This is a genomic window from Actinomadura sp. NBRC 104425, assembly GCF_030269545.1.
GTDB classification, from domain to species: Bacteria; Actinomycetota; Actinomycetes; order Streptosporangiales; family Streptosporangiaceae; genus Spirillospora; species Spirillospora keratinilytica.
The window spans coordinates 57,491-83,031 of record NZ_BSTN01000016.1; the positions used below are offsets into that span (position 1 = coordinate 57,491).

At 72.7% G+C, this 25,541-nt stretch carries 22 protein-coding genes and 1 pseudogene; 14 read left to right on the top strand and 9 right to left on the bottom strand.

Going from position 1 to position 25,541, the window contains the following annotated elements:
• The first annotated feature begins 73 nt into the window (after positions 1–73).
• The 6 genes from QSK22_RS22695 (at position 74) to galT (ending at position 5,653) form a co-directional block, all read left to right on the top strand.
• Complete coding sequence (locus QSK22_RS22695) at positions 74–775, top strand: sulfotransferase family protein (protein WP_285496327.1); 702 nt, start codon at positions 74–76, stop codon at positions 773–775.
• A 281-nt stretch (positions 776–1,056) separates the two neighbouring features.
• A complete protein-coding gene (locus QSK22_RS22700) occupies positions 1,057–1,911 on the top strand; it encodes an SGNH/GDSL hydrolase family protein (protein ID WP_285496328.1) in 855 nt (284 codons plus the stop codon).
• 112 nt (positions 1,912–2,023) lie between these two features.
• Entirely contained in the window at positions 2,024–2,590 is a 567-nt protein-coding gene (locus tag QSK22_RS22705; protein WP_285496329.1) for a TIGR03086 family metal-binding protein, read from the top strand.
• Between the two features lie 184 nt (positions 2,591–2,774).
• Positions 2,775–4,007 carry an alpha/beta hydrolase gene (locus tag QSK22_RS22710; protein ID WP_285496330.1) on the top strand — a complete coding sequence of 411 codons (1,233 nt, stop codon included), beginning with the start codon at positions 2,775–2,777 and terminating at the stop codon, positions 4,005–4,007.
• 4 nt (positions 4,008–4,011) lie between these two features.
• Positions 4,012–4,431, top strand: a complete 420-nt coding sequence (locus tag QSK22_RS22715) for a hypothetical protein (protein WP_285496331.1) — start codon at positions 4,012–4,014, stop codon at positions 4,429–4,431.
• Positions 4,432–4,549: 118 nt separating this feature from the next.
• On the top strand, positions 4,550–5,653 hold the full coding sequence (gene galT / locus QSK22_RS22720) for a galactose-1-phosphate uridylyltransferase (protein WP_285496420.1): 1,104 nt from the start codon (positions 4,550–4,552) through the stop codon (positions 5,651–5,653).
• Here galT and QSK22_RS22725 read toward each other — a convergent pair.
• Positions 5,624–8,839 carry an AfsR/SARP family transcriptional regulator gene (locus QSK22_RS22725; RefSeq protein ID WP_285496332.1) on the bottom strand — a complete coding sequence of 1,072 codons (3,216 nt, stop codon included), beginning with the start codon at positions 8,837–8,839 and terminating at the stop codon, positions 5,624–5,626. The genes galT and QSK22_RS22725 overlap by 30 nt on opposite strands.
• A gap of 110 nt (positions 8,840–8,949) precedes the next feature.
• Here QSK22_RS22725 and QSK22_RS22730 point away from each other — a divergent pair, with 110 nt between their 5' ends.
• Both QSK22_RS22730 and QSK22_RS22735 read left to right on the top strand, forming a co-directional pair.
• Positions 8,950–9,537, top strand: coding sequence for an NADPH-dependent FMN reductase (locus tag QSK22_RS22730; RefSeq protein WP_285496333.1), 588 nt, complete (start codon positions 8,950–8,952; stop codon positions 9,535–9,537).
• Between the two features lie 20 nt (positions 9,538–9,557).
• Entirely contained in the window at positions 9,558–10,115 is a 558-nt protein-coding gene (locus QSK22_RS22735; protein WP_285496334.1) for a dihydrofolate reductase family protein, read from the top strand.
• A 249-nt stretch (positions 10,116–10,364) separates the two neighbouring features.
• Here the strand turns inward: QSK22_RS22735 and QSK22_RS22740 are convergent.
• Positions 10,365–10,478 (bottom strand): annotated as a pseudogene (locus tag QSK22_RS22740) (GntR family transcriptional regulator); the annotation flags it as partial.
• Positions 10,479–10,630: 152 nt separating this feature from the next.
• A complete protein-coding gene (locus QSK22_RS22745) occupies positions 10,631–10,873 on the bottom strand; it encodes a winged helix-turn-helix domain-containing protein (protein WP_285496335.1) in 243 nt (80 codons plus the stop codon).
• Positions 10,874–11,045: 172 nt separating this feature from the next.
• Here QSK22_RS22745 and QSK22_RS22750 point away from each other — a divergent pair, with 172 nt between their 5' ends.
• On the top strand, positions 11,046–11,387 hold the full coding sequence (locus QSK22_RS22750) for a hypothetical protein (protein ID WP_285496336.1): 342 nt from the start codon (positions 11,046–11,048) through the stop codon (positions 11,385–11,387).
• Positions 11,387–11,518, top strand: coding sequence for a hypothetical protein (locus tag QSK22_RS22755; RefSeq protein WP_285496337.1), 132 nt, complete (start codon positions 11,387–11,389; stop codon positions 11,516–11,518). The genes QSK22_RS22750 and QSK22_RS22755 overlap by 1 nt, the downstream gene beginning before the upstream one ends.
• 193 nt (positions 11,519–11,711) lie before the next feature.
• Here QSK22_RS22755 and QSK22_RS22760 read toward each other — a convergent pair whose 3' ends face one another.
• Both QSK22_RS22760 and QSK22_RS22765 read right to left on the bottom strand, forming a co-directional pair.
• Entirely contained in the window at positions 11,712–12,983 is a 1,272-nt protein-coding gene (locus QSK22_RS22760) for an alpha/beta fold hydrolase (RefSeq protein ID WP_285496338.1), read from the bottom strand.
• A 103-nt stretch (positions 12,984–13,086) separates the two neighbouring features.
• Positions 13,087–14,358: a lipase family protein gene (locus QSK22_RS22765; protein ID WP_285496339.1), complete on the bottom strand. Its 1,272-nt coding sequence runs from the start codon at positions 14,356–14,358 to the stop codon at positions 13,087–13,089.
• 313 nt (positions 14,359–14,671) lie between these two features.
• Here QSK22_RS22765 and QSK22_RS22770 point away from each other — a divergent pair, with 313 nt between their 5' ends.
• Both QSK22_RS22770 and QSK22_RS22775 read left to right on the top strand, forming a co-directional pair.
• Entirely contained in the window at positions 14,672–15,604 is a 933-nt protein-coding gene (locus tag QSK22_RS22770) for a threonine/serine dehydratase (protein ID WP_285496340.1), read from the top strand.
• 9 nt (positions 15,605–15,613) lie between these two features.
• A complete protein-coding gene (locus QSK22_RS22775; RefSeq protein WP_285496341.1) occupies positions 15,614–16,399 on the top strand; it encodes an SDR family NAD(P)-dependent oxidoreductase in 786 nt (261 codons plus the stop codon).
• A gap of 1 nt (position 16,400) precedes the next feature.
• Here the strand turns inward: QSK22_RS22775 and QSK22_RS22780 are convergent, their stop codons facing one another.
• Entirely contained in the window at positions 16,401–17,669 is a 1,269-nt protein-coding gene (locus QSK22_RS22780) for a serine hydrolase domain-containing protein (RefSeq protein WP_285496342.1), read from the bottom strand.
• A gap of 430 nt (positions 17,670–18,099) precedes the next feature.
• Positions 18,100–21,471 carry a pyruvate carboxylase gene (locus QSK22_RS22785; RefSeq protein WP_285496343.1) on the bottom strand — a complete coding sequence of 1,124 codons (3,372 nt, stop codon included), beginning with the start codon at positions 21,469–21,471 and terminating at the stop codon, positions 18,100–18,102.
• Between the two features lie 291 nt (positions 21,472–21,762).
• Here QSK22_RS22785 and QSK22_RS22790 point away from each other — a divergent pair, with 291 nt between their 5' ends.
• Both QSK22_RS22790 and QSK22_RS22795 read left to right on the top strand, forming a co-directional pair.
• Positions 21,763–21,942 (top strand): hypothetical protein, encoded by a 180-nt coding sequence (locus QSK22_RS22790; protein ID WP_285496344.1) that lies wholly within the window; start codon positions 21,763–21,765, stop codon positions 21,940–21,942.
• Between the two features lie 208 nt (positions 21,943–22,150).
• Positions 22,151–24,001, top strand: coding sequence for a serine/threonine protein kinase (locus QSK22_RS22795; protein WP_285496345.1), 1,851 nt, complete (start codon positions 22,151–22,153; stop codon positions 23,999–24,001).
• 101 nt (positions 24,002–24,102) lie between these two features.
• On the opposite strand, the gene QSK22_RS22800 is transcribed toward QSK22_RS22795, so the two are convergent.
• On the bottom strand, positions 24,103–24,396 hold the full coding sequence (locus QSK22_RS22800; RefSeq protein WP_285496347.1) for a DUF397 domain-containing protein: 294 nt from the start codon (positions 24,394–24,396) through the stop codon (positions 24,103–24,105).
• Complete coding sequence (locus QSK22_RS22805; RefSeq protein WP_502872354.1) at positions 24,393–25,226, bottom strand: Sco1979 family transcriptional regulator; 834 nt, start codon at positions 25,224–25,226, stop codon at positions 24,393–24,395. Before QSK22_RS22805 ends, QSK22_RS22800 begins: the two co-directional genes overlap by 4 nt.
• Between the last annotated feature and the right edge of the window lie 315 nt (positions 25,227–25,541).

Consider the following 25,541-nt stretch of genomic DNA (forward strand, 5'->3'; position numbering starts at 1 on the left):
GGCGGGTACCGGTCGTCCCCGCCAAGCGCCCCGGAGCGGCGAGGCCGGTGCCGCGGAAGGAGTTTCAGGAACGATGATGCGCGTCATCGGCGCGGGGCTCCCGCGCACCGGCACGGCGTCCATGAAGGCCGCGCTGGAGCAGTTGGGCTTCGGACCCTGCTACCACATGTTCGAGGTCATGGCCCATCCCGACCACGTCGACCGGTGGCTGCAGGCCGCGTCCGGCGCGGCGCCGGACTGGGACCGGGTGATGGCGGGCTACCGCTCGTGCCAGGACTGGCCCGCCAGTTTCTTCTGGAAGGAGCTCGCCGAGGCCTACCCCCGGGCCAAGGTGGTGCTGACCGTCCGCGATCCGCGCCGCTGGTACACCAGCTTCCGGTGGCTCACCTCGCAGGCCGCCTTCCGCCAGATCGACACCGAGGAGGTGCCCGACGCCGTGCGGCCGTCTTTGGAGGGCATGCGGCGGCTGGTGCCACTGCTGGAGCGGTGCGGCCGGGAGACCTTCGACGGCTGGCGGTTCGGCACTGACCTGCCGGAGGCCGCGGCCCTGGACGGCTTCCACCGGCTCGTCGCACGGGTCCGCGAGGCGATCCCCGCCGACCGGCTGCTGGTCTTCGACGTGCGCGAGGGCTGGAAGCCGCTGTGCCGGTTCCTGGACGTCGACGTGCCCGGCATCCCGTTCCCGCACCTGAACGAACGGGACGTCATGGAGGGCATGTTCCGGCAGATGGTGCGCGAGGGCCGCCTGCCCGAGCCCTTCACGGCCGGCTCCTAGCCGACCGGCGGCTGCCCGGCTCCCTTCGGCAGGGCCGCCCGTCCGGGCCGTTCGCCGAGGCGAATTCGCCCGGGCGGTTTCGCCGGGGGTTACGCCCGGCCGCGTCGCGCGGACTTGCCGAGAATTGCGCGGCGCGGCCGGTTCTGCCCATCACGGGGCGGATTTGTTGTGCTTATTGACAAAGCTACCCGCAAGTATTGTCCGGCGGGGCACTAGCGCTCACTCTCAAATCAGCGCTGCACGTCACGCGCTCACGTCCCACCCTCGTGCGGAGGTGCCCCGTGGCCCAGTCCCCCCGTCTCCGTCGATCGCTGCTGTTCCTCCTCGCACTGCCCGCAACGGTCGCCTCCCTCGTCCTCGGGCTGCTGTCCGCCCCCGCCTGGGCGGTGCCGATCCCCAGCCGGATCGCCTCCCTGGGCGACTCGATCACCCGCGGGTTCAACGCCTGCGGCTGGTACGTCGACTGCCCGAGCCGCTCCTGGTCGACCGGCTCCGCCACCACCGTCAACAGCCACTACCTGAGGCTGCGGGCCCAGAACGCCTCGCTCACCGCCTACAACGACGCGGCGACCGGGGCGAAGGTCGCCGCCCTCAACGGCCAGGCGCAGACCGCCGTCTCGCAGGGCGCCGACTACGTCACGATCTTGATCGGCGCCAATGACGTGTGCACCGACTCGGAGTCGAGCATGACATCGGTCGCCGATTTCGAGACCCGGTTCCGCACCGCGATGACGACGCTGCGCAACGGCCTGCCCGACGCGCGGATCTTCGTCGCCAGCATCCCCGACATCAAGCGGCTGTGGCAGGTCGGCAAGGACAACGCCACCGCGCGCACCGCCTGGTCGGTGTTCGGCATCTGCCAGTCGATGCTGGCCAACCCCACGTCCACGGCCGCCGCGGACGAGGCCCGGCGCGACCGCGTGCGGCAGCGCAACATCGCGTTCAACACTGTCCTGGCCGACGTGTGCGGCGAGTACGCCAACTGCAGGTTCGACGGCAACGCCGTCTTCGACTACCCGTTCACCCTGTCGCACGTGAGCGGCTGGGACTACTTCCACCCGAACGAGTCCGGCCAGGCCATCCTCGCGGCCGAGACCTACAAGGCCGGTTTCTGGTCCGCCGCAGCCAAGGGCTGACCGCGCGCCGCCCTCCGGGGACGCCGCCGGCAGCCCGCTCCGGTGGCGTCCCCGGGCCGGCGTGACATGCTGAACGAAGGGCACACAGCCGGACCAACGGGGGAGGTCCGCCATGACCGCCATCACCGACCATTTCCGCCACGCCGTGGACGACATGACGGCCCGCGTGCACGGCGTGCGCGACGACCAGTGGCACCGGCCCACGCCGTGCGCCGACTGGGACGTACGCGAGCTGGTCAACCACGTCACCGTCGAGAACCTGTGGGTGCCGCCGCTGCTGGCGGGGCTTTCCGTCGCGGACCTGGGCGACGTCCTGGCCGGCGACGTGCTCGGCGCCGATCCCGTCGCGGTCTGGGACACCGCCGCCCACAAGGCCGTCGACGCGTTCGCCGCCCCGAGCGCCGCCGCCCGCACCGTCCACCTGTCGTTCGGGGACGTACCCGGCGCCGAGTACGCCGGCGAGCTGGTGGCCGACATGGTCATCCACTCCTGGGACGTGGCGCACGCGACCGGCGGGGACGAGCGGCTGGACCCGGAGCTGGTCGACGTCGTCTCCGCCTGGTTCGCCGGCAACGAGGAGGCCTACCGGTCCGGCGGGCTGATCGGCCCGCACCTGCCGACCCGGCCGGGCGCCGACCGGCAGACCCGCCTGCTGGCCGCCTTCGGCCGCCGGGGCTGACCTTCCCGCACCATGGGGCGGCCCGTTGCGCACGCGTGCCCGCCTGCGCGGACGCGCACCGGAAACGGCGCGCGAACACGCGGTCGCGGCAATCCCCGATAACAGATCTTTGACGATCGCCGGGAAATCCTCGTCAACATCTGAACTGATCAGTAATATTCGGGCGACACGATGGGAGGGTGCCGTGCGCAAGCGAACGGACCGGCTGATCGCCATCGGAAGCCTCACCGCGGTCGCCGTGGTGCCGACGGTTCTTGTGCTGGGCCCGTGGGGCGGCGACGAGAAGGTCGGGGCGCGCGGCTACACCGGGCCCACCCCCGTCGCGGACGCGGGCACCGGGCTGCCCTCCCCGTCACCGAGCCCCAGCGCGAGCCGGACCGGCAGTCCCGCCAAGAGCCCGGCCGCGGCGAGCGTGCTCCCGTTCCCCACGCTGTCCTCGACGCCGTCGTCGGGGTCGTCCCCGGGGAGCGGAGGCGGCGGTGGCGGCGGCACGGGCTCGGGCGACAACTCACGCCGCCCCGCCGACGACGGCGCGAAGATCACCAAGGTGCAGTGGCGGGGCAAGCGGCAGGCGGACGTCACCGTCAAGTCCCCCGCGCTCGGCACCTCGCACAAGGTGCGCGTGCTGGTGCCCAAGACGTGGAAGGCCTCCGCCAACCGCACCTGGCCGGTCGTGTACGCCTTCCACGGCGGCAACGACACCTACGTCTCCTGGACCCGCAGCACCGACATCGAGCAGTACGCCGGCGCCTACGACGTCATCGTGGTGATGCCCGAGGGGCGCAACGGCTCCTACACCGACTGGTACAACAACGGCCGCGGCGGCATCCCCAAGTGGGAGACCTTCCACATGCTGGAAGTGCGGCAGCTCATGGAGCGCAACTTCCACGCGGGCTCGTCGCGCGCCGCCATGGGCATCTCCTCCGGAGCGCAGGGCGCGGTCACCTACGCCGCGCGCTACCCGGGCATGTTCCGGTACGCGGCCGCCTACAGCGGCGTGCTGTCGATGCTGTCGCCGGGCATTCCCGCGCTGCTGCTCTACATCAACTCCGGCAACGGCAACGGTTCACCGGAGCGGATCTGGGGCGACCCGGTGCGCGACCGCGCCAACTGGGTCGCGCACGACCCGACCTCCCTGGCGCCGCGGCTGCGCGGCACGTCGGTGTACGTGTCGTCCGGCAACGGCAAGGAGGGGCCGCTCGACAAGCCCGGCAAGGCGCCGTGGGACATCGGCTACCTGAGCGAGACCCAGGTCGAGCGCGCCTCCAAGGACTTCGTGCAGCGGGCCCGGTCGGTCGGCGTGTCCGTCACGACCGACTTCTACGGGCCCGGGTCGCACAGCTGGCCGTACTGGCAGCGCGAGATGCACCGCACGTGGCCGACCATGATGCGCGCCATCGGCGCCCGGAAGTTCTGACCGGATGGCCCGTACCCGCTGCGGCTGCGACCGGCCCAGGCTGACGGTCGTGCTGTCGCTGGCCGAACGCGGCGTCCCCCACGGTGCGGCCGGGCACGACGTCGTCTACGACTACACCCGTATCAGCGAGTGCTCCGGGTGCGGCGGCGGCGTGGTCGAGCACCACTCCCACGACTGCTGGGACACCGGCAACTACGCCGACTACGACAAGTACTGGTGGTGGCGGGTCGATATGGACGCCGTCAGGGAGCTGGTGCGCGCATGCCCCGCACCGCTGGACCCGGGCTGCGGCTGCCCGGTGCACCGGGGGCTCGGCGCCGGCTCCCCCAGGCCGCTGCCGCCCTCGGCCGAGACGCCCTACGACGACGCCGCGGTCCCCACGGCCGCCGTGCGCGTGGTCGACGGCGTACCCCGGTGGGGGTGAGACGACGGGCCGGGTGCCCGGATCCGGGTGAAGTGCCGGTACCGTCGTGATCGTCGATCCGAGGGAGCCGACACCACCGGGAGTGCCTGGGGCGATGACCGACACCGCAGCGGACCGGGTGAGCCGTACCGTCACCCGGCTGGCCGACGGCCGTGAGCTGATCTACTTCGACGAGGGGCCGGCCGCCGGGCCGCGTCCGCCCGACACCCGCCCGCTGCCGCCGTCGCGCCCGTCGGTGGAGCTGCGGCACGACGTGCTGCACGACGAGTGGGTCACCGTCACCACGCACCGCAACACCCGCACGTTCCTGCCGGACGCGGCCGCCTGCCCGCTGTGCCCGAGCCGGGACGGGCGCCGGTCGGAGATCCCCGCCGACGACTACGACGTGGTCGTCTTCGAGAACCGGTTCCCCTCGTTCGCCGCCGCGCCGGAGGCCGCCCCGCCTGGGACGCAACCGCCCCCGGTGGACGGCGAGCCGCTGTTCGCGCGCCGCCCCGGCGACGGGCGGTGCGAGGTGGTGTGCTTCTCCAGCGACCACACCGCGTCCCTGGGGTCGCTGCCGCCGCGCCGCATCCGCACGGTGATCGAGGCGTGGGCCGACCGCACCGCCGAGCTGTCCGCGCTGCCGGGCGTCCAGCAGGTCTTCTGCTTCGAGAACCGGGGCGAGGAGATCGGGGTGACGCTGCACCACCCGCACGGGCAGATCTACGCCTACCCGTTCGTCCCGCCGCGTTCGCGGCAGGTGCTGGCGTCGCTGGAGCGGCCCGGGGGCCGGGACCTGTTCGGGGAGGTGCTGGCGGCCGAGCGGCGCGCGGGCACCCGGATCGTGGTGGACGGCGATCACTGGACGGCGTTCGTCCCCGCGGCCTCCCGCTGGCCCGTGCAGCTGAACCTGTACCCGCGGCGCCACGTGGCCGGCTTCCCCGGGCTGGACGAGGACGAGCGCGCCGAACTGGCGGAACTGTACCCGGCACTGCTGCGGGCGTGCGACGCGTACTACGACGACGACGCGCCCCTGCCGTACGTGGCCGGATGGCACCAGGCGCCCCGGGGGGCCGAGGGCAGGTTCCGCCTGCATCTGGAGCTGTTCTCGATCCGCCGGGCGCCGGGCCGGTTGAAGTTCCTCGCCGGGTCGGAGTCGGGCATGGCCGCGTGGATCAACGACGTGGCCCCCGAGCAGGTCGCCGAACGCCTACGCGAGGTCGTCCGCCTGGACGGCTGAGCCTCCGGCCGCCAGAACGGAGCGCACGACGTCGTCGGGGTCGCGGGCGGCGCGGTCGTGTTCGGCGGTGAACGCGGCGTCCGTGAGCGCCCGTCGCAAGGCGGCGGTGACGCTTTCGATGTCGGCGCGTTCGGCCGGGCCCGGGCGCAGCCCCCTCCTGCGCCGTATCCCCGTGGCGGCCCCCAGGCAGCGGGCCGCCGCCGCGTGGTCGCCCGTGAGCGCGAACGCGGCGGCCATGCCCTCCAGGGAGAAGACCGTGTCCCTGGGGCCCTGGTAGCGGACGGCGTGGCCGAGGGCCTCGCGGTGGAACGCCATGGCGGTGCCGGCGTCCGCGCGCCGCTCCGCCACGCGGCCCAGGCCGATGAGCACGATCGGCAGGTACAGCGGGGTCTCCGCGGGCGCCGCCTTCAGCAGCGTGCGCAGGTGCGTCTCGGCCTCGTCCAGCTTCCCTTCCCGGCAGGCGGTGTATCCCAGCACGAGCCGGGCGAGCGAGACGGCCGAGAAGCCGTGCTCCACCGCCATGTGCAGAGCGCGTTCGCCGTACCGGCGCGCCTGGGCCGGGTCGTCGCGCATCACCGCGATCCAGCCGAGCCACCCCAGCCGACCGGCGACGTCGGGCCACAGGTGCAGTTCCTCGGCCAGCCGCAGGCTCTCGCGCTGCAGCCGGTCGGCGCGGGCATAGTCGCCGGTCAGGTCGGCCAGGCCGGCCAGCCACTCGGCCGCCTGCAACTGCCCCCAGCGGTCGCCCAGCTCGCCGAAGATCCGCGCGGCCCGTTCCGCCAGGTCCTCCAGCAGGGCCGGGTCGCCGCCGGAATGGGCGCGCTTGGCCCGCACGATGAGCACGGCGCCCTCCCCCCAGCGGTCCCCGGCCGACGCGAACCCCTTCTCGGCGCGGTCGAGCAGCGCGTCGTCGTGGCTGCGGTCGGCCTCGTCGCTGCCGGTGAACGCCAGGAACCACTGCGCGTGGGCGAGGCCGACCGGGTCGTCCACCTGCTCGAACAGCCGCAGCGCCGCCTGCCGGTCGGCGTCGTCGGCGGCGCCCCGCATGAGCGCCAGGCCGACGCTCCACGCCGTGGCCCGCGCATACGGCACGCTGACGCGCCCGTCCAGGCCCAGGGCCGCGTCCAGACTGCGGCGGGCCTCGGCGAACCGCCCGCGCAGCACCCAGTACCAGGCCAGCGCGTTCACCAGCCGCAGCGCCGAGTCGGCGTCGCGGTCGGCCACCGCACCGTCGAACGCGGCGCGCAGATCGGCTGTCTCGGCGTCCAGCAGCCGCAGCCACCGCGCCTGGTCGCCGCCGCGCAGTCCCGGCGCGGCGCGTTCGGCCAGGTCGAGGTAGTACCGCCGGTGCGCGCGGCGGACCTGCCGCGTCTCGCCCGCCTCGGCCAGCCGGTCGGCGCAGTAGGCCGCCACCGACTCCAGCAGGCGGTAGCGGGGGCCGTCGCCGCCGCGTTCGGTCATCACGACCAGGGACCGGTCCACCAGGCGGATCAGCAGGGGGAGCACGTCGGCCGGGGGCACGCCGGCGCCCGCGCACACCGCCTCGGCCGCCTCGGGCGTGCAGCCGTCGGCGTGCACGGACAGGCGCCGCAGCACCGCCCGTTCCGGCTCGGTCAGCAGGTCCCAACTCCAGTCGATCATCGCGGTGAGGGTCTGCTGGCGGGGCGGGGCGCCGCGGTGCCCGGTGGCCAGCAGCCGGAACCGGTCGTCCAGCCGCGCCACCAGCCCGTGCACGCCCAGCGTCCGCACCCGGGTCGCCGCCAGCTCCAGCGCCAGCGGGATGCCGTCCAGACGGCGGCACAGCACGGCCACCGCCGCCGCGTTCCGCTCGTCCAGGACGAAACCGCGCGCGGCGGCGGACGCCCGGGCGGTGAACAGCCGCACCGCGTCGCATCGCGCGACCTCCCGCACGTCGGCGTCCCGGCCGGGCACGCCCAGCGGCGGAACGCTCCACACCGCCTCCCCGGCCACGGATAGGGGTTCGCGGCTCGTCGCCAGGACGCGCAGGCCGGGGGCGGCGCGCAGCAGCCGGTCGGTCAGCTCGGCGGCCTGCTCGACGACGTGTTCGCAGTTGTCGAGGACGAGCAGCATGCGGCGGGCCCGCAGGGCGCCTGCGAGCCGGTCGGCGGGCGTGCCCGGCCCCGGCGAGTCGCGGATGTCCAGCGCCGCCATCACCACGTCGGTGAGCGGGCCGAGCGGATCGCCGGCGGCGCGCGGCGGGTCGAAGGCGGCCAGCTCCACGAGCCACGCGCCGTCGGGGAACGCGTCGGCCGCCCGGCCCGCCACGGCCAGCGCGAGCCGCGTCTTGCCGACCCCGCCGGGCCCGGTGAGCGTGACCAGCCGGTCGCGGCGCAGGCGTTCTGCGATCTCGCGGACGGCCTCGTCCCGGCCGATCAGCTCGGACGCCGGGGCGGGCAGGTTGCCCCGGGGCGGACCGCCGAGGGCGGGGTCCTGGGTCAGGATCGACCGCTGCAGCGCGACCAGCTCGGCCCCCGGGTCCAGCCCCAGCTCCTCGGCCAGCCGGGTGCGCAGCTCCTCGAAGCTCTCCAGCGCCTCATGCTGCCGTCCGGACCGGTACAGGGCCCGCATGTGGACGGCGCGCAACCGCTCGCGCAGGGGGTGCGCGGCGACCAGGTCGCCCAGCTCGGCGGCGAGCGCGGTGTGCTCGCCGAGCGCCAGTCGCAGCTCGGCGCGGTCCTCCAGCGCGGCCAGCCGCAGCTCCTCCAGCCGGGCGATCGCGGCCCGGGCGAACGGCTCGTCGGCGAAGTCGGCGAACGCGGGGCCGCGCCACAACGCCAGCGCCTCCCCGAACAGCGCCGCCCGCGCGGCCGGGTCGCCGTCCCGCCGCGCCCGGTCGACCAGGTTCTGGAAACGCACGGCGTCCAGGCCGTCCGCGCCGATGTGCAGGACGTATCCGGCGGGGCGGGTCTCCACCAGCGCGCGGCCGCCGGGCTGGGCGTCCGCCAGCACCCGCCGCAGCTGCGACACCTTGACCGCCAGCGCGCCCGCGGGGTCGCGGGGCGGACGCTCCCCCCACAGGTCGTCGATGAGCCGGTCGGCGGGCACCGGACGTCCCTCGTGCAGCAGCAGGTCGGCCAGCAGCGCGCGCACCTTCCGGCCGGGCACCGCGACCGGCGCGCCGTCGTCCGTCCACACCGCCAGGGGCCCCAGCACCCCGAAACGCATGAGCGGCACGATAGCCGCCCCGACCGGCCGAAAACAGGCCGTAAGGATTCCGTAAACGCCTCCCGGCACCGTTGCCCTGTCAGCACCGACGGGACACCGAGGAGGCGGAGATGCCAGGCACCGACCGGCTGCGGCTGGCGGTCATCATCGCCAGCACCCGCCGCGGGCGTTTCGGCCCCACCGTGGCCGGCTGGTTCGCCGACCGGGCCCGCCGCCGCGGCGACCTGGACGTCGACATGGTCGATGTGGCCGAGGCGCGGCTGCCGCATGAACTCACCGACCACGACGAGCCGGTTCCGCCGCCCGTGCGGGCGCTGGGGTCCCGGCTGGCCGCCGCCGACGCCTTCGCCGTGGTCGCCCCCGAGTACAACGCGAGCTTCCCGGCCCCGCTCAAGGAGGCCATCGACTGGTTCTACGAGGAGTGGCGCGCCAAGCCCGTCGCCCTGGTCACCTACGGCCGGGACTCGGGCGGCCTCAACGCCGCCGCCCAGTTGCGGCAGGTCTTCGCCGAACTGCACGCGGTCACCATCCGCGACGGCCTCAGCCTGCCCCGCTACTGGGAGCACTTCACCGCCGACGGGCGCTGGCCCAAGGCCGCGGCCGAATGCAACACCGCCGTCAACTTGACGCTCGAACAGCTCGTGTGGTGGGCCCGCGCCCTGCGGGCCGCCCGCCGCGAGCACCCCTACCCGAACTGAAACGCAACGGAGGAACCGCCATGGGCAGGATCGTCGCGCTGAACTACGTGTCGCTGGACGGCGTCGCGCAGGACCCACACGAGTGGACGATGGAGTACACCACCCCCGAGCACCTGAAGTTCGCCCACGGGCAGCTGTTCGCCAGCGACGCGCTGCTGCTCGGCCGCGTCACCTACGAGGGCTTCGCCGCCGCCTGGCCGCACATGGAGGAGCAGACGGGCGAGTACGGGGTCCGGATGAACACCCTGCCCAAGTACGTCGTCTCCACCACCCTGGAGAAGGCCGAGTGGAACAACTCGACCATCATCCGGGAGAACGTCAAGGACGAGCTCACCGCCCTCAAGGAGCGGCTTGACAAGGACATCCTCGTCTTCGGCAGCCTGAACCTGATCGACTCGCTCATCGAGTACGGCGTGCTGGACGAGCTGAAGCTCTGGGTGCACCCGGTCGTGGTGGGCAAGGGCCAGAAGATGTTCCGCGACGGCGCCCCGCTCAGCAAGTGGACGCTGGCCAGCACGACGGTCATGGCCTCGTCCGGCACCATCGTCCTCGACTACCGCCCCGCCCCCGCAGCCTGACCGTCGGCAATCACATTCGCCGCATCTCACAAGTGGGCGTACAGCGGTAAGCCCCCGGGTCCGCCCCGGGGGCTCTCCTGCGCTCGCGGATTGTGCAGCGCTGCACAAGACGCTATGTGTCGCCACGCCCGGCCGGATCGATCGCGAACGTGCCCCGACCGACGACGCTGCGCACTCTGCCGCGTTTCCAAGCAGGGCGAGCGCTTCGTTCGCATTTCTCCGCGACACTCCGAACTCGTCGCAGATCTCAGTTGCGGACGGTACACGGCGGCCAGGCAGGATCTCGCCCGCGTCGATGCGCCGTGCGATTTCTGCCGCTACCTGGCGGTATAGGGGCTCTGCGCCGTCAAGGTCGATGCCCATGGCCAAACCCTAGTTGACCTGGTTGCCCGTAGCCCCGGTGAATTGAGGAGACACGCGTCAACCCGTGGTGACACCCTGGCGTACCGTTGGGAGTGACAGGACGGCCCCGGGCGGCGGTAGCGCGCCGAACGGGGCCTTGGCGCTTCATTCTGTCAGGTGCTGTCCGGCTTTTTCAGTACGTAGACACCCCGGCCGGGAATGCCGCGTAGCGTGCCGTTCTCACGGAGCGCCTTGATCGCTTCCGTCACGGTGCGCTCGCTCACGTCACACTCGCGAGCAAGCTCACGGGTTGTGGGGATCTTCGACCCGACGGCATATGTGCCGTCGGTGATGCGCCGCAAGATCAGCGCCGTGATCTGATCCCGCAACGGACGCGGGTCAGAGAGATCGACCATGGTTACGACGCTAGCGACGCATGCACAATGCTTCCGGAATCGCGTTTACTGCTGTGGCTGCGGATACTGCGTAGGTTGCGTATGGTGGTGCTCACAGACAGAAGCGGCCCGCCCGGTCGGTGACGCGACCAGGCGGGCCTAAGGAATCGACCTGCTACGGAGGTCAACCCCTGTGGAGAAGCCTACGCAGAACAGAGGGAGCAACCCGCCACGTATCGACGCGAGCGACCCGCTGCCGGGGTGGCGGGAGCCGTCCGGGCGGTGGGCGACGCCGTTCCAAACGCAGCTGAACGGCGGGATGGTGTGGACCGTCGCGCTGCGCTTGGGACACCGCCTGTCCACCCGCGAAGCCCTGGCCGGGTGCGCCTCGCAGCTGTACGCGGAGACGCCCGAAGCGCTGGTGGTGCTCACGCGGGCACACGACCAACTCGTGGAGACGGTCCGCAACCTGCCCCTGACATGGTCGGGGACGTCCCCCGCGGTGCCGGACGACGACCGCGAGGAGGACGCGTGATGGCGGCGCTCGCGGTGTGCATGTCGGTCCTGACGGGCGGGGTGTTCCTCGGTGTCGCGGGTGCCGCGCTGGTGGCGGAGGCGCGGCCCCGCAGGCGCGGCTACGTCGGCCGCCACCGGGCCACCTACTAGCGCGCTGGCCCCGTAGGACGCGCGGTCTCTCCCCCTTGTGGCGGGCCGCGCGTCCCACAGCGGGGGCGGGCTGACGGCCAGTTCGGCGATAACGCGCGGAACGGCGGTGCGGGCGGCCGCGGGGCGGTGGCCGAGGCTCCCGGAGCCCCCTGTGCACCGCGGACAACCGCGCAACAACGGGCGGGGCGCCGCGTTACGCCTGGCCGCGGGCCATGGCGATGAGGCGGTCGAGGACGCGCGCGTCGGCGCTCAGGCCGTTGTGGGCGTACTCGTTGGTGATCCATGTGCGCAGGCCTGCGATCGCGTCGGCGGTCTGCAGCGAGTGGTCGCGGTCCACGTACATGTCGTCGTGGTAGACGGCCGCAACGGCCGGGACCGTGTTGGCGGCCAGGCGGCCGGGGTCGTAGAGGGCGGGCCATTCGTCATAGGCGGCGAGCAGGTCGGCGCACTCGCGCAGGGGGCGCAGCGCCGGGTCCTCCTCGAAGAACCACGGGTAGATCATCTCTCCGACGAGACGCACCGGCCCGTCGCCGTCCAGGGCGAACTCAGGGAACTCGTCGAGCACCCTTTGGGCCGCCCACTGCGACGCGGCGCCCTGGCAGTAGATGGCCTCGTGCAGCAGCGCGTAGAGGGGGTGGGAGGCGTACGACACGGACGCGTGCACCTTGTGCAGGAAGGCGTCGGACAGCTGTCCGCGTCCGATGAACGCCTCCTCCAGCAGGTAGTGCAGGTTGTCGAACTGCACCGAGTTGCCGAGCCCGTGCCCGAGGGTTTGGAACCGCCGTGCCGTCAGACGCTCCCCGTCGGGGAGCCGTACGTCGTGCTCGCGCAAATGGTCCACGATGCGGCGCACGACGTCCTGGTCGCCGGGGTAGCGCTCGAAGTAACGCTCGTTGGCGGCGAGCACGCGCGGGTAGGCGGCGCGGTAGACCTCGTCCGCCCCGGCCGTGAGGCTCGGCAGGCCGCCGGTGATGAAAGCCTCGCGCAGGCCTTCGGGTGCCAGCGACAGGTACGTGACGGCGCAGAAGCCTCCGAAGCTCTGGCCGAGCACGCTCCACGGCCGATCCCCGATCAGTTGTCGGCGCAGTAGTTCGGCGTCCCGGACGACGGAGTCGGCGCGGAAGTGCCGCAGGTACGCCGCAGCCTCGGCGGAGTCTGGCGGGAGGGTCTGACGGTTGGCGGGGGTGCTGCGCCCCGTGCCGCGCTGGTCGAGCAGGAGCACCCGGTACTCCTGGAGGGCGCGCTCCAGCCACGCCCCCGGGTCAGCCCCCGGCCTCGTCGCCCGGTGCCCCGGGCCGCCCTGCAGGAACAGCAGCCACGGCAGGTCGTCGTCCTCCCTGCCCGGCGCCACGACCTCACGCGCGTAGATCTCGATGGTGGGCCCGGACGGGTGCGCGTGGTCGAGCGGCACTTCCAGCACGTGGTCGGCGCAGACGAACCCGGGGCGACGGAACGCGGACTGCATGCCCCTTACTATGTCGCCCTTGAGGCGCGCCCCCGTCACCAGGGAGCACCCCTGGGACTGTGGGGCGACCCACCCCCCCCGACATGGGTCGCCCCACAGCCGGTCAGCAGTTGCCCGTGACGGTCTTGCCTTCGAAGCGGTCTCCCAGGAAGCGGGTGACGTCCCCCGCCGCGAGCCAATCGGCGGTCAGGTGCTCACCCAAGTACCCCGAGTTCCACGTGGTGTTGATGCCCGCCTTGCAGTAGGCGGCGCGGGTGGCGTCCTCGGTCTCGGTCGGGATGATCTCTTCCAGGGCGCCGCGGTACTGGAACACCGGGAAGCCGATCTGGTACTTGGCGGCCGAGCCGGGCGTGCCGATGTCCACGCCGAGCTTGCTGCGGTCGGCCAGCTCGCCCCAGGTGCCGTCGGGGCCGCGCAGCTGCCAGATCTGGTCGAGGGTCAGCTTGTCCTTGGTGAGGTTCTCCACGCGGGCGCCCAGGAAGCGGCCGAGCGTCCCGAACAGGCACAGGTTCTTGGCGTCCTGCACCGCCTTGGCGCCTTCGTCGTTCATCAGCTCGTCGAACGGCATGGCCGGGTAGGCGGCGTTGTGCCCGACCAGCGCGTCGGCGGCGAACCCGGCGAACAGGCCGCCGTTGAGCCCCTGGGCGGTCACCTTCAGGTCGCCCGGCACGCCTCCGGCCGCCGCACCCGCCACTTGCAGTTCGGGCGCGTAGGAGGCGGCCAGCTGCGCGGCCCACAGCGCGGCCTGGCCGCCCTCGGAGTATCCGGCGATGCCGACCTTGCCGTCCGTGCGCAGGGAGCCGCCGGGGATCTGGCGGGACGTGCGCGCGATGTCGAGCACGGCTTTGCCCGCGCTTTGCCCCACCATGTACGTGTGGACCTTGCCGTCGATGTAGCCGGCGCCGTCGGCGGCGGCGACCGCGAACCCGGCCTTGAGGAATTCGGCGACGTTGGGGCCCTCGTAGTGGTCTACGTAGGCCCCGGCCATCTGCTTGGAGAACGCGCACTGCGGGCCGAGGCCCGAGGTGCCCGGGTGGAAGGCGACGACCGGACGCGACCCGCCCTTGGTCCACGCGGCCTCCGGCACCGCCACGAATCCGGTCGCGACCGTCTTGGCGCCCTTGACGTCGCTGGTGACGTAGCGCACCTTCCACGCCTTCGCGCGGACGCCGCTGACGCCGGACAGCGTCACCTGCCGGCACGCCAGCAGGTCTCCGGGGGCGCCGTCGACCCGTGCCGGGGCGGCGGCGTAGATGTCGGCCTCCGAGGCCAGGCACAGCCATGGCGCGGCGGACGCCGGCTGGGCGGCGCCCACCGCCGCAAGCGTCAGCACGGCCCCGGTCACGGCGGAGGCCACAACGGCTCGAACTCTCATTGCCACTCCAGGGGGTGGGAGGCCGCCGAACCGCCTGGGCCTCCCCTTGGACAGGCGGGTCTCGGCAGCCTTGGACTGTGGACGCTGACGACTGTCCCGCCCGCCCCGCCGCGAGTGAATGGACTGGCGCCACATGCCCGGCGCCGCCATTAGCAACTAGTTGACAAATCGTCTACTAAGGGCGTGCGTCACCAGCGGCTTCCCCGACGCGGCGTCCGGACGGCCGCACGCCCGGGGCGGCTCGGGAGGACGCGGCTCGGGAGGACATAGCGTGGTGGCCGAAGGTCAGTGTCGTCCGTGAGAGGTCCCCCCATTGATCGAACCCTCTGACATTCGGGCCGCCGCCGCGCGCGTCTCCGGCCGGGTCCGCCGGACCCCGGTGCTGGCGGCCGAGCCACTCGGCGGCGCCGCGCGCACATGGCTGAAGCTGGAGCACACGCAGCACACCGGCTCGTTCAAGGCCCGCGGCGCGTTCAACCGCGTGCTGGCGGCGGCCGAGCGGGGGACGCTGCCCGCGGCGGGCGTGGTCGCGGCATCGGGAGGCAACGCCGGGCTCGCCGTCGCCTACGCCGCCGCCGAGGTGGGCGTGGCGGCCGAGGTGTACGTGCCGGAGACGGCGCCGGCGGTCAAGGTGGCCAGGCTGCGCGCGCTCGGGGCGCGGGTCGTGCAGGTCGGCAGCAGGTACGCGGAGGCGCACGAGGCCGCGACCAAACGATGCGCCGACACGGGTGCGCTGTTCTGCCACGCCTACGACCAGCCCGAGATCTGCGCGGGTCAGGGAACGCTCGGCCTGGAGCTGCTCGAACAGACCTCGGGGGAGGTCGACACCGTCGTGCTCGCCGTCGGCGGCGGCGGGCTGATGGCGGGGGTGGCCGCCGCCGTCCAAGGGCACGCGACCGTCGTCGGGGCGGAGCCGGAGGCCATCCCGACGCTGCACCGGGCCCTGGAGGCAGGAGCGCCCGTCGACGTGGACATGTCCGGCGTCGCGGCGGACTCTCTCGGCGCCACCCGCCTCGGCGAGATCGCCTTCGATGTGGCGGCCCGCACGGGGGTGCGGTCGGTGCTGGTGCCCGACGAGGCGATCGTGGAGGCGCGGCGCTGGCTGTGGGAGCGCTACCGGCTGCTCGTCGAGCACGCCGCCGCCACGGCCGTCGCCGCGTTGCGCACGGGCGCCTACCGGCCCGCCCCGGACGAGCGGGTCGCCGTCGTTCTGTGCGGCGGCAACACCGATTCCGCCTCCCTATAGGGTGGCCGTATGGCGGATTCCTTCGTGGTGACGGGAGGCGGCCGGGGCATCGGCCGGGCGGTGGTGGAGCGGCTGCTGGCCGACGGCGACCATGTGGTGGCCGTCGAACTGGACGAAGCGGCGCTGGCGTGGACGCAGAGCCATCCCGCCGGTGCACGCGTGCGCGTGGTCACCGGTGACGCCGGGGACGAGGCCGTCGCCGAACGCGCCGCGGACCTCGCCGAGGAGGCGGGCACGCTCACCGGCTGGGTCAACAACGCGGCCGTCTTCCGGGACGCCTCGGTGCACACGGCATCCGCCAAGGAGGTCATGGACCTCATCGCCGTCAACCTGGGCGCGCCCCTGACCGGGTGCACGACGGCGGTGCGGCGCTTCCTGGCGGCCGGGACGGGCGGCGCCATCGTCAACGTCACCTCGCACCAGGCCCGGCAGGCGGTGCCGGGGTGCACCCCATACGTCACCGCCAAAGCGGCGATCGAGGGCCTGACGCGCGCGCTCGCCGTCGAGTACGGTCCGCGCGGCATCCGGGTGAACGCGGTGGCACCGGGCTCGGTGCGCACCGAACGCTATGACGAGTTCCTCGCCCAACAGGGGCCCGAGGGGGCGGCGCACATCGAGGCGGAGATGGCGCGGCTGCACCCCCTCGGCCGCGTCGCGAAGGCCGAGGAGGTCGCGGCCGCGATCGTGCACCTGCTGTCGGACGACGCGGCCTTCATCAACGGCGCGACCGTCCCCGTCGACGGCGGGAGGTCCGTGCTCGCCCACGACCCGGAGGCCTACGAGCCGCCTTCCTGAGTCAGGAGCCGCCTTCCTGGGGCGCCAGCATCTGCAGCGGCAGCGGCTGCACGGGCCGCTGCGCCAGGCGGGCGTTGGGCGGCGGCGTCCCGGCCCCGCACAGGGCCTCCATCATGTGTGCGCCCATGGCGTTGTCGATCGGGTGGGGCATGGGGCGCCCCTCGCCGTTCAGCTGCTGGTACTTCATCAGGTTGAAGCCGAACGAGATCTGCCGTCCGCCGCCCTCGCCGGTCAGCGTCTGCGTCCCGGCGCCCCACACCGCGCCGTCGTGCCCCCAGAACGTGCCGCACGGCAGTTGCACGGAGTAGATGCCGAGGCCGTAGTTCATCAGCACCGTGCCGTCGGCGCCCTTGACGGGCACGGTGCGGCGCATCTCCGCCAGCGCGGCCGGTCCGACGATTCCGCCGGTGAGCAGGCGCCGGTAGAAGCGGTTGAGGTCGTCCATGGTCGACACCAGCGCCCCGGCGGTTCCCGCCCAGGACATGTCGAAGAGGCTGTAGTCGCGCGGCGGGGTGAGGACCCCGTACAGCGATTCGTACATCCGCGAGTGGGCGCCGTAGATCACCGGACTGTCGGGGAAATAGGTGTTCTTCAGCCCCGCACGGCGGATGACGTCCCGTGTGATGTATGTCTCCGCCTTCATCCCGGTGACCTTCTCCAGAAGGCGCCCGAGGATGATGTAGTTGGTGTTGGAGTAGGACCACTGGGCCCCGGGGGCTCCGGTGGGCGGCGCGTCCAGGCCCCATTTGATGAGGCGCGCGGGCGTCAGTGTGCGGAACCGTTTCCTGTCCAGGCTTCTGGACGACGGTTCCTGGAGCGACGGGAACGCCGAGGCGACGTAGTCGGCGATGCCGCTGGTGTGGTTCAGCAGCATTCGCACGGTGATTTGCCGGCCGCGCTGCCCGGGAACATCCTCCGGCAAATAGGCGCCGATCGGCGCGTCCAACTGGATACGCCCCTGTTCCACCTGCCGCAGGACGGCGGCGGCGGTGAACGTCTTGGTGACGCTGCCCACACGGTGCTGCATGTCCGGCGTCACGGGCCACCCGGTCTGCACGTTCGCCACTCCGGACGCCCCCTTCCAGGAACGCCCGTCATCACGGACGGACGAGTAAATACCGTACATCCCGGCCTTATGTGTGGCGTCGAGCGTCGCACGCAGCTTGCCCGCATCCAGGGCGGCGCGCTGCGAACCGGACGCGGTCTGCGGAACGGCGGGGGCCGTTCCCGCCAGCGCCGGACCCGGCGTGAGCATGATCATCAGTGACATGACCGCGCCCCCGGCCGCCGCCAGTCGCCCCAGACCCCCGAACCGCCTCGCCGCCATTCCGCCCTCTCTTCCGCATGATCGCGCACTTACCAGTCTTCTAGGCCGCGACCCCAGATGTCATCCGTTTCCGGTATGAGATCGACATCTTTCCTCGGCCTCTTAAACCTGATACGACCAGCCACACGACCAGAGAGAACCAAGAAAGCGAACAGACGGCCATATCCAGCGCACGATCCGGCGAACGGCACCGAGACCGGACCGGCCCGGCACACAGCAACGGAGATCATCCGATGTGATGGCCCGGCCGCGCCGGGACCCGCCCGCAGCCGGGCCTGAGAACGGCTCCAGCGGCCGCCGACCGCCCCTCGGGAGCGAGGGAAGGGCGGGGCGACCGGCGGCCGCCTGAGCGCCTCTCAGACGCTTCGGCCGATCAGGAGATCACCAGCAGCAGGTCGCCCGCCCGGACCGAGGACACCTCGGGCACGGCCAGCCGCGTGACGGTGCCGCCGACCGCGGCGGTGATGGCGGCCTCCATCTTCATCGCCTCGATGGTGGCGACCACGTCCCCTGCGGCGACCCGCTCCCCCTTGGCCACGCGCAGCGTGACCGAACCGTCGAACGGTGCGGCGACGTGCCCGGGCTCGTCGGGGTCGGCGCGCTCGACCGGCGGCGCGTCGGCCGCCGCGGACCTGTCGCGCACCGACAGCGTGCGCAGCTGCCCGTTGACGGTGCAGATGACCTGCCGGAAGCCCGCCTCGTCGAGCCCGCCCACGGCCTCCAGGCCGGCCAGCACGCGCACCCCCGGCTCCAGGTCGATGGCGACCTCCCGGCCCGGCTGGAGGCCGTACAGGAAGGCGGCGGTGGGCACCACCGACAGGTCGCCGTAGGCGGCGCGCGCCTCGCGGTACTCGCGGGCGGGGCCGGGGAACAGCAGCCGGTCGAGCGTGTCGCGGACGCCGGGCCACGCCAGCGCCTTGTCCTCCTCCTCGGTGAGCTCGCCGCGCACGGGGGTGTACCGGCGCCCGCTCAGGGCCCTGTCACGGAACGGCTGCGGCCAGCCCCCGGGCGGGTCGCCCAGTTCCCCGTGCAGGAAGCCGACGACGCTGTCGGGCACGTCGTACCGCTCCGGATGCGCGGCGAAGTCGTCGGGGTCGGCGCCCACGGCGACCAGGTGCAGCGCCAGGTCGCCGACCACCTTGCTGGACGGGGTGACCTTGACCAGGCGCCCCAGGATGCGGTCGGCGGCCGCGTACAGGCGCTCGATCTCCTCGAACCTGTCGCCGAGGCCGAGGGCGACCGCCTGCTGCCGCAGGTTCGACAGCTGCCCGCCGGGGATCTCGTGCTCGTACACCCGCCCCGTGGGGGACGGCAGACCCATCTCGAACGGGGCGTACAGGCGCCGCACCGCCTCCCAGTAGGGCTCCATCGCGGTGAGCGCGCCCAGGTCCAGCCCGGTGGCGCGCTCGGTCGCGTCGGTGTGCGCGACGATCGCCTGCAGCGGCGGCTGGCTGGTGGTGCCCGACAAAGGAGCCGCGGCGCCGTCGACGGCGTCCACCCCGGCCTCGACGGCGGCCAGGTAGGTGGCCAGCTGCCCGCCCGCGGTGTCGTGCGTGTGCAGGTGGACGGGCAGGTCGAACCTCTGGCGCAGCGCGCTGACGAGGGTGCGCGCGGCCGGTGCCCGCAGCAGGCCCGCCATGTCCTTGATGCACAGGACGTGCACGCCCGCCTCGACGAGCCGTTCGGCCAGCCGCAGGTAGTAGTCGAGCGTGTAGACCTTCTCGGCGGGCGACGACAGGTCGGCGGTGTAGCAGAGGGTGCCTTCGGCCAGCGCGTGCGTCTCCAGCACGGCGTCGATGGCCGGCCGCATGCGCTCCACGTCGTTGAGCGCGTCGAACACCCGGAAGATGTCCACGCCGGTGCGGGCGGCCTCGGCCACGAACGCGCGCGTCACCGACTCGGGGTACGGGGTGTAGCCGACGGTGTTGGCGCCCCGCAGCAGCATCTGGATGCACAGGTTGGGCGCGGCCTCGCGGATCGCGGCCAGACGGTCCCAGGGCGACTCGGACAGGAAGCGCAGCGCCACGTCGTAGGTGGCGCCGCCCCACGCCTCCAGCGACAGCAGCTGCGGGGTCATGCGCGCCATGTACGGGGCCGCCGCCACCAGGTCGTAGGTGCGCACCCGGGTGGCCAGCAGGGACTGGTGGGCGTCCCGGAACGTGGTGTCGGTGACCGCCAGGGCCGACTGGGCGCGCAGCCGTTCGGCGAACGCGCGCGGCCCGAGCGCCAGCAGAAGGTCGCGCGAGCCCTCCGGGACGGGGCCTTCCAGGTCGAGCGGCGGGAGCTTGCCGCGCGGGTCCAGGTCCGTGGGCGCGTCCCCGTGCGGCTTGTTGACGGTCACGTCGGCCAGGTAGCGCACGAGGCGTGTGGCGCGGTCGCCGCTGGAACGGGCGGTCAGCAGTTCGGGATGGTCGGCGATGTAGGAGGTCGTGACACCGCCCGCGCGGAATTCGGCGTCGTCCAGCACGGCGCGCAGGAACGGGATGTTCGTCGCGACGCCCCGGATGCGGAACTCGGTCACGGCCCGGCGCGCGCGCCGCACCGCCTCCTCCAGGGTCCGGCCCCGGCACGTCAGCTTGACCAGGAGCGAGTCGAAGTGGGGCGTGACCACTGCGCCGGCGTGGGCCGTCCCGGTGTCCAGGCGCACGCCCGCGCCGCCCGGGGAGCGGTACGCCGAGATCCTGCCCGTGTCGGGGCGGAAGTCGTTGGCGGGGTCCTCCGTGGTGATGCGGCACTGCACCGCGTACCCGGAGACGGTGACGTTCTGCTGGGCGATCCCCAGATCCTCCAGGGTCTCCCCGCCCGCGACGCGCAGCTGGCTCTGCACGAGGTCGATGCCGGTCACCTCCTCGGTGACCGTGTGCTCGACCTGGATGCGCGGGTTCATTTCGATGAAGACGTGCCGCCCGGACGCGTCCACGAGGAACTCCACGGTCCCCGCGTTGACGTATCCGATCGCCTCGGCGAACGCCACGGCGTCCCGGCAGAGCCGCTGCACGACCGCCGCGTCCAGGCGGGGGGCAGGGGCGATCTCCACGACCTTCTGGTGGCGGCGCTGCACGGAGCAGTCGCGCTCACGCAGGTGCACGACGTGCCCGGCTGCGTCGGCGAGCACCTGCACCTCGATGTGGCGCGGCCGGTCGACGGCCTGCTCCAGGAACACCGTGGGGTCGCCGAACGCGGTCTGCGCCTCCCTGCGGGCCGTCTCGACGGCCGCCAGGAGCTCCTCGCGCCGGTCGACGCGGCGCAGCCCGCGTCCGCCGCCGCCCGCGGCCGCCTTGACGAACAGGGGGAAGCCGACCTCGTCCGCCGCGGCGAGCTCCTCCCCCGGCGCGGGGGTGGCCGACCGCAGCACCGGCAGCCCCGCCCGCCGGGCCGCCTCCACCGCCTCGATTTTGTTGCCCGCCAGGCGCAGCACCCGCGCGGGCGGGCCCACGAACGTCAGCCCGTTGCGCTCGCACGCCTCGGCCAGTTCGGGGCTCTCGGCCAGGAACCCGTAGCCCGGGTACACCGCGTCCGCCCCCACCCGCAGCGCCGTGGCGACGATTCCGTCCACGTCGAGGTAGGCCCGGACGGGGTGGCCGTGTTCACCGATCTCGTAGGCCTCGTCGGCCTTCTGCCGGTGCAGCGAGAGGCGGTCCTCGTACGCGTACACCGCGACACTGGCGATGCCCAGCTCGTAGGCGGCGCGGAAGGCCCGTACGGCGATCTCGCCCCGGTTGGCGACGAGCAGCTTGTTCAACACTGCGGTTCTCCCAGGAGTCGGGTATCCGGCGGCGCGAGGCCGCCCGGAGCGACGGCCTCCCGGGCTCGTCGTCGAGCGCGCTCAACATAACCCGCCACCGCCCCCGGGGGAACAGGCGCGAAGGTAGGTCTCATCACACCGGCGGGGGCCACGACGGGCCGCCGGCGGCGGCCGGAGAGAATATGAGCGGAGACTCGGAATAGACGCGCCGATCGTGGGGTTACACCAACAGCAAGTGCAAGATCCGATGTTGCGGGTACCACCGCATTCCTAGGTCGCAGGAGGTCCACGATGCCCAGCAGCATCCCCAGACCGCGTCCGAACCGCTCCAACAAGCACATCAAGACCACCTCGCTGCGCGCCCTCGCGGTGGCGGCGCGGCTGGAACGGCAGCACGACCGGGAGGCTCCACCGGGTGAGAACGGCCGGGCGGAGCGACGGCAGCCGCGCCGAACCCCCGACCCGGCCTGACTTGTAGCGGACACCTGGAGCCTCCGGGGCGGCGCACGCCGTCGTCCCGGAGGCTCCCGCGTTCTCGTGCCGCGGCCGGTGGCGCACCGCATCCGCGCGTTCACGTGGCGGGGGCGGATGGTCTCATCTGCCCGTCTTCCGCAGCACATGCCGCCATCGGCACATAGTCTGACTAGGCACTGTGTCCGATGCGACGGAAGAGAGTGGTGTGACGGACCAGACGATGCCGGACGTCCGTCCGCTGCGGCCGGGCGATCCGACCCGGCTGGGCGAGTACGAGATCGTCGGCCGCCTCGGCCAGGGCGGGCAGGGCGCGGTCTTCCTCGCCCGTCCGCCCGGCGGCGCCGACCCCGTCGCCATCAAGCTGCTGCACTCCGGGGAGGCGGTGGACGACGCGGCGCGGGCCCGGTTCGTGCGGGAGCTGGCGGTCGCCAAGCGGGTCGCGCGCTTTTGCACCGCGCAGGTCCTGGACGCCGACGTGGCGGGCGACCAGCCCTACATCGTCAGCGAGTACGTCCCCGGGCGGTCACTGTACCGGCTGGTGCAGGAGGAGGGGCCGCGCACCGGGGGCGCGCTGGAACGGCTGGCCATCAGCACGCTGACCGCTCTGATCGCCATCCACCAGGCAGGCATCGTGCACCGCGACTTCAAGCCGCAGAACGTGATGATGGGGCCGGACGGCCCGCGGGTGATCGACTTCGGGGTGGCCCGGGCGCTGGACGCGGCGGGCGAGACGCAGAACGTCGGCACCCCCTCCTACATGTCGCCGGAGCACTTCACCGGGGACGAGGTGGGCCCGGCCTCCGACATGTTCGCCTGGGGCACCACGATGGTGTTCGCCGCCAACGGCCATCCCGCCTTCGGCAACGACGACATGGCCGCGGTGATGCACCGCATCCTCACCGGCGAGCCCGACCTGGGGGCGTTGCCGAGCCCGCTGCGCGAGGTGGTCGCGGACTGCCTGGCCAAGGATCCCCGCAAGCGGCCCACGGCCCGCCAGGCCCAGGAGCGTCTGGTCGGAGTGACCACGGAGAGCACGACGCCGGGAATGGGGGCGGCGAGCGGCGCGGCCGCGGCTGTCGCACCGCGGGAGCCCGCAGCCCAGGGGGACTCACCGCAGGCGCCCGCATCCCAGGCATCTGCGCCCCAGGCCACCCCGTCACAGGCCACCGTCCCGGACGGCGCCGTGGCGCCGACCATCCCGTACGCGCCGCAGAACGGTTCCTCCCAAGAGGCGGCCTCCCACCAGACCAATCCGCAGACCACCCCACAGACCAACCCCCAGACCAACCCCCAGACGACGCCGCAGCCGCCGCCGTTCGGCCCGTCGGCCCCACCGCCGAGCGGGGGTGGCCGCACGACGCACAAGGGCAAGCGCCTCGTCCCCCTGATCGCGGCCGCCGCGGTCGTCGCCGTGGTGGGAGGCGGCTCGGTCTGGGCGGCCACCCGTTCGGGCGGCGGGGGAAGCGGCGGGGACAGCGCCGCCGTCGGCAACCCGCAGAGCGAGCAGACCCAGGGAGACGGTGCGGGCTCCGGCAGCAGGCTCAACGCCCCGAGCAACCGCCCCGGCAGCGCGTCCGGGTCCCCGCAGCAGACGCCCGGCACGGCGAACGGCAAGAAGGGGCAGTCCGACCAGGGCGGCCAGAGCCAGCAGCAGAGGCGTTCCGGGGGAGGGCAGACCACCCCCGGGACGGGCGGCGGTGGCGGCAGCACGACCGGCCCGACCAAGGAGCCCGCCAACAAGTACACCCCGCAGCAGGTCTGCAACTCCGGTTCGCACGGCGGCGGCTACTACGTGCAGCGCTCCCTCTCCGTCTCCGGGGGGAGGGCGTACCTGCTCTACAACAGTTCGGGGTACAACTGCGCCGTCCTGATGAAGACGCGCAACGTGGGTACGCGGTCGCAGGTGTCGGTGTGGATCCAGCGCCAGGGCGGCGGGCAGGTGACCGACAGCGGATCGTACGCCTGGTACGCGGGGCCGGTGTACGTGAAGGCCCCGGGAGTGTGCGTGCGCTTCGGCAGCGGCGGAGCGGCCGCCCCGTACGGCAACTGCGGATGAACCGGTGACCGCCCGGTGAGGCAGTTGCAAGACCACGTCAGCGGGAGGACGTGGTCTTGCAACTGCCCCCGTGAGGGGTCCCGCGGGCCGGGCCGCGGGCGTCAGTTGCGTGCGGCGATCAGATTGTCGAAGTCCCCCTCCTTGGCGCCGAGGATCAGCGCCTCGATCTCCGGACGCGTGTAGATCAGCGCCGGGCCCTCCGGATGGCGGGAGTTGCGCATGGCCACCCGTCCACCGGGGAGTTCGGCGATTTCCACGCAGTTGCCCTGCGAGTTGCTGCGCCGGGACTTCAGCCAGCGGGCCCCGTGCAGCTTGGTGGCGGGCATGCCGTTGTACGCGGCCGGGACGCAGGAGGCCGCCGAGGGACTGTTGCCGTTGTCGGTCGGGAGCATCATGTCTCTCTGAGAAGGTCACCGAGAAGCTCGACGGTGCGCTCAGGTGTCGCACTGTCGACGCACAGGCGTTCCATGGCCTGCAGGTAGGTGTCGACGTCGTCGCGCTTGTCCAGGTACATCGCGCCGGTGAGGTTCTCCACGTAAACCACGTCCGGCAGGTCCTGCTCGGGGAAGCGCAGGATGGTGAAGGCCCCGCCCTCGGCGGCGTGCCCGCCGAAGCGGAACGGCATGACCTGGATGGTGACGTTGGGCAGCTTCGACATTTCGATGAGATGCTCGAACTGGCCCCGCATCACTTCAGGCCCGCCGATGGGCCGCCGCAGCGCCGCCTCGTCCAGCACCGCCCACAGCCGGGGCGCGTTGGGACCGGTGAGGCGCTCCTGCCGCTGCAGGCGAAGCCCGACGCGCTGGTCGATCTCGTGTTCGGGGGCGCCGGCGTTGCCGAGCCGGATGACCGCCCGGGCGTACCCCTCCGACTGCAGCAGTCCGGGGACGAACTGCAGCTCGTAGGTTCGGATCAGGGTCGCCGACTCCTCCAGGCCCACGTAGGTCTGGAACCAGCTGGGCAGCACGTCGCTGTAGCGGTGCCACCATCCCGGGGTGTTGGCCTCCCGCGCGAGCTGTACCAGCGCCTCCCGCTCGGTGGGGTTGGTGACGCCGTACAGCGTGAGCAGGTCTTCAACGTCGCGCTCTTTGAAGCTGACCCGCCCGAGCTCCAGTCGGCTGATCTTCGACTCGGACGCCCGGATGACATAGCCGGCTTCCTGGCGGCTCACGCCCTTCGCCTCACGCAGGCGGCGCAGTTGTGAGCCGAGCAGGATCCGACGCACCGTGGACCCGGTTCCCGGCGTCTCTGGAGTCACGCCCAACCTCCCGGCTACATGGCGGACAGCGGTTCCGGCAGTGCCGGAAAATGTACTTAGTGTGCCACTGGGGTCGGTGTCCTGCGGCTACCTCCGATCCTCGGCGCACGGCGGCGCCTGTGTCTCGCTCTCCGGTGCGGATGCACGTGCATTGGGCCTTGCATTAGCACGCTACGATGCGCAGGATAACGCACGAGACTTCCGAGCCACGGCTGCACAACGAGATCACTCTGCGGGGTCCGGGGAATGACGTCACGCCACGCGCACGACGACACACGTTGG

Bases quoted from the DNA above. Each gene is read 5' to 3' on its own strand.
- QSK22_RS22800 (WP_285496347.1), bottom strand. From the start codon at position 24,396: ATGATGCTCCCGACCGACAACGGCAACAGTCCCTCGGCGGCCTCCTGC.
- QSK22_RS22755 (WP_285496337.1), top strand. From the start codon at position 11,387: ATGGCGGCGCTCGCGGTGTGCATGTCGGTCCTGACGGGCGGGGTGTTC.
- QSK22_RS22695 (WP_285496327.1), top strand. From the start codon at position 74: ATGATGCGCGTCATCGGCGCGGGGCTCCCGCGCACCGGCACGGCGTCC.
- QSK22_RS22730 (WP_285496333.1), top strand. From the start codon at position 8,950: ATGCCAGGCACCGACCGGCTGCGGCTGGCGGTCATCATCGCCAGCACC.
- QSK22_RS22765 (WP_285496339.1), bottom strand. From the start codon at position 14,358: ATGAGAGTTCGAGCCGTTGTGGCCTCCGCCGTGACCGGGGCCGTGCTG.
- QSK22_RS22705 (WP_285496329.1), top strand. From the start codon at position 2,024: ATGACCGCCATCACCGACCATTTCCGCCACGCCGTGGACGACATGACG.
- QSK22_RS22725 (WP_285496332.1), bottom strand. From the start codon at position 8,839: ATGCGTTTCGGGGTGCTGGGGCCCCTGGCGGTGTGGACGGACGACGGC.
- QSK22_RS22790 (WP_285496344.1), top strand. From the start codon at position 21,763: ATGCCCAGCAGCATCCCCAGACCGCGTCCGAACCGCTCCAACAAGCAC.
- QSK22_RS22775 (WP_285496341.1), top strand. From the start codon at position 15,614: ATGGCGGATTCCTTCGTGGTGACGGGAGGCGGCCGGGGCATCGGCCGG.
- QSK22_RS22715 (WP_285496331.1), top strand. From the start codon at position 4,012: ATGGCCCGTACCCGCTGCGGCTGCGACCGGCCCAGGCTGACGGTCGTG.
- QSK22_RS22760 (WP_285496338.1), bottom strand. From the start codon at position 12,983: ATGCAGTCCGCGTTCCGTCGCCCCGGGTTCGTCTGCGCCGACCACGTG.
- QSK22_RS22745 (WP_285496335.1), bottom strand. From the start codon at position 10,873: ATGGTCGATCTCTCTGACCCGCGTCCGTTGCGGGATCAGATCACGGCG.
- QSK22_RS22780 (WP_285496342.1), bottom strand. From the start codon at position 17,669: ATGTCACTGATGATCATGCTCACGCCGGGTCCGGCGCTGGCGGGAACG.
- QSK22_RS22735 (WP_285496334.1), top strand. From the start codon at position 9,558: ATGGGCAGGATCGTCGCGCTGAACTACGTGTCGCTGGACGGCGTCGCG.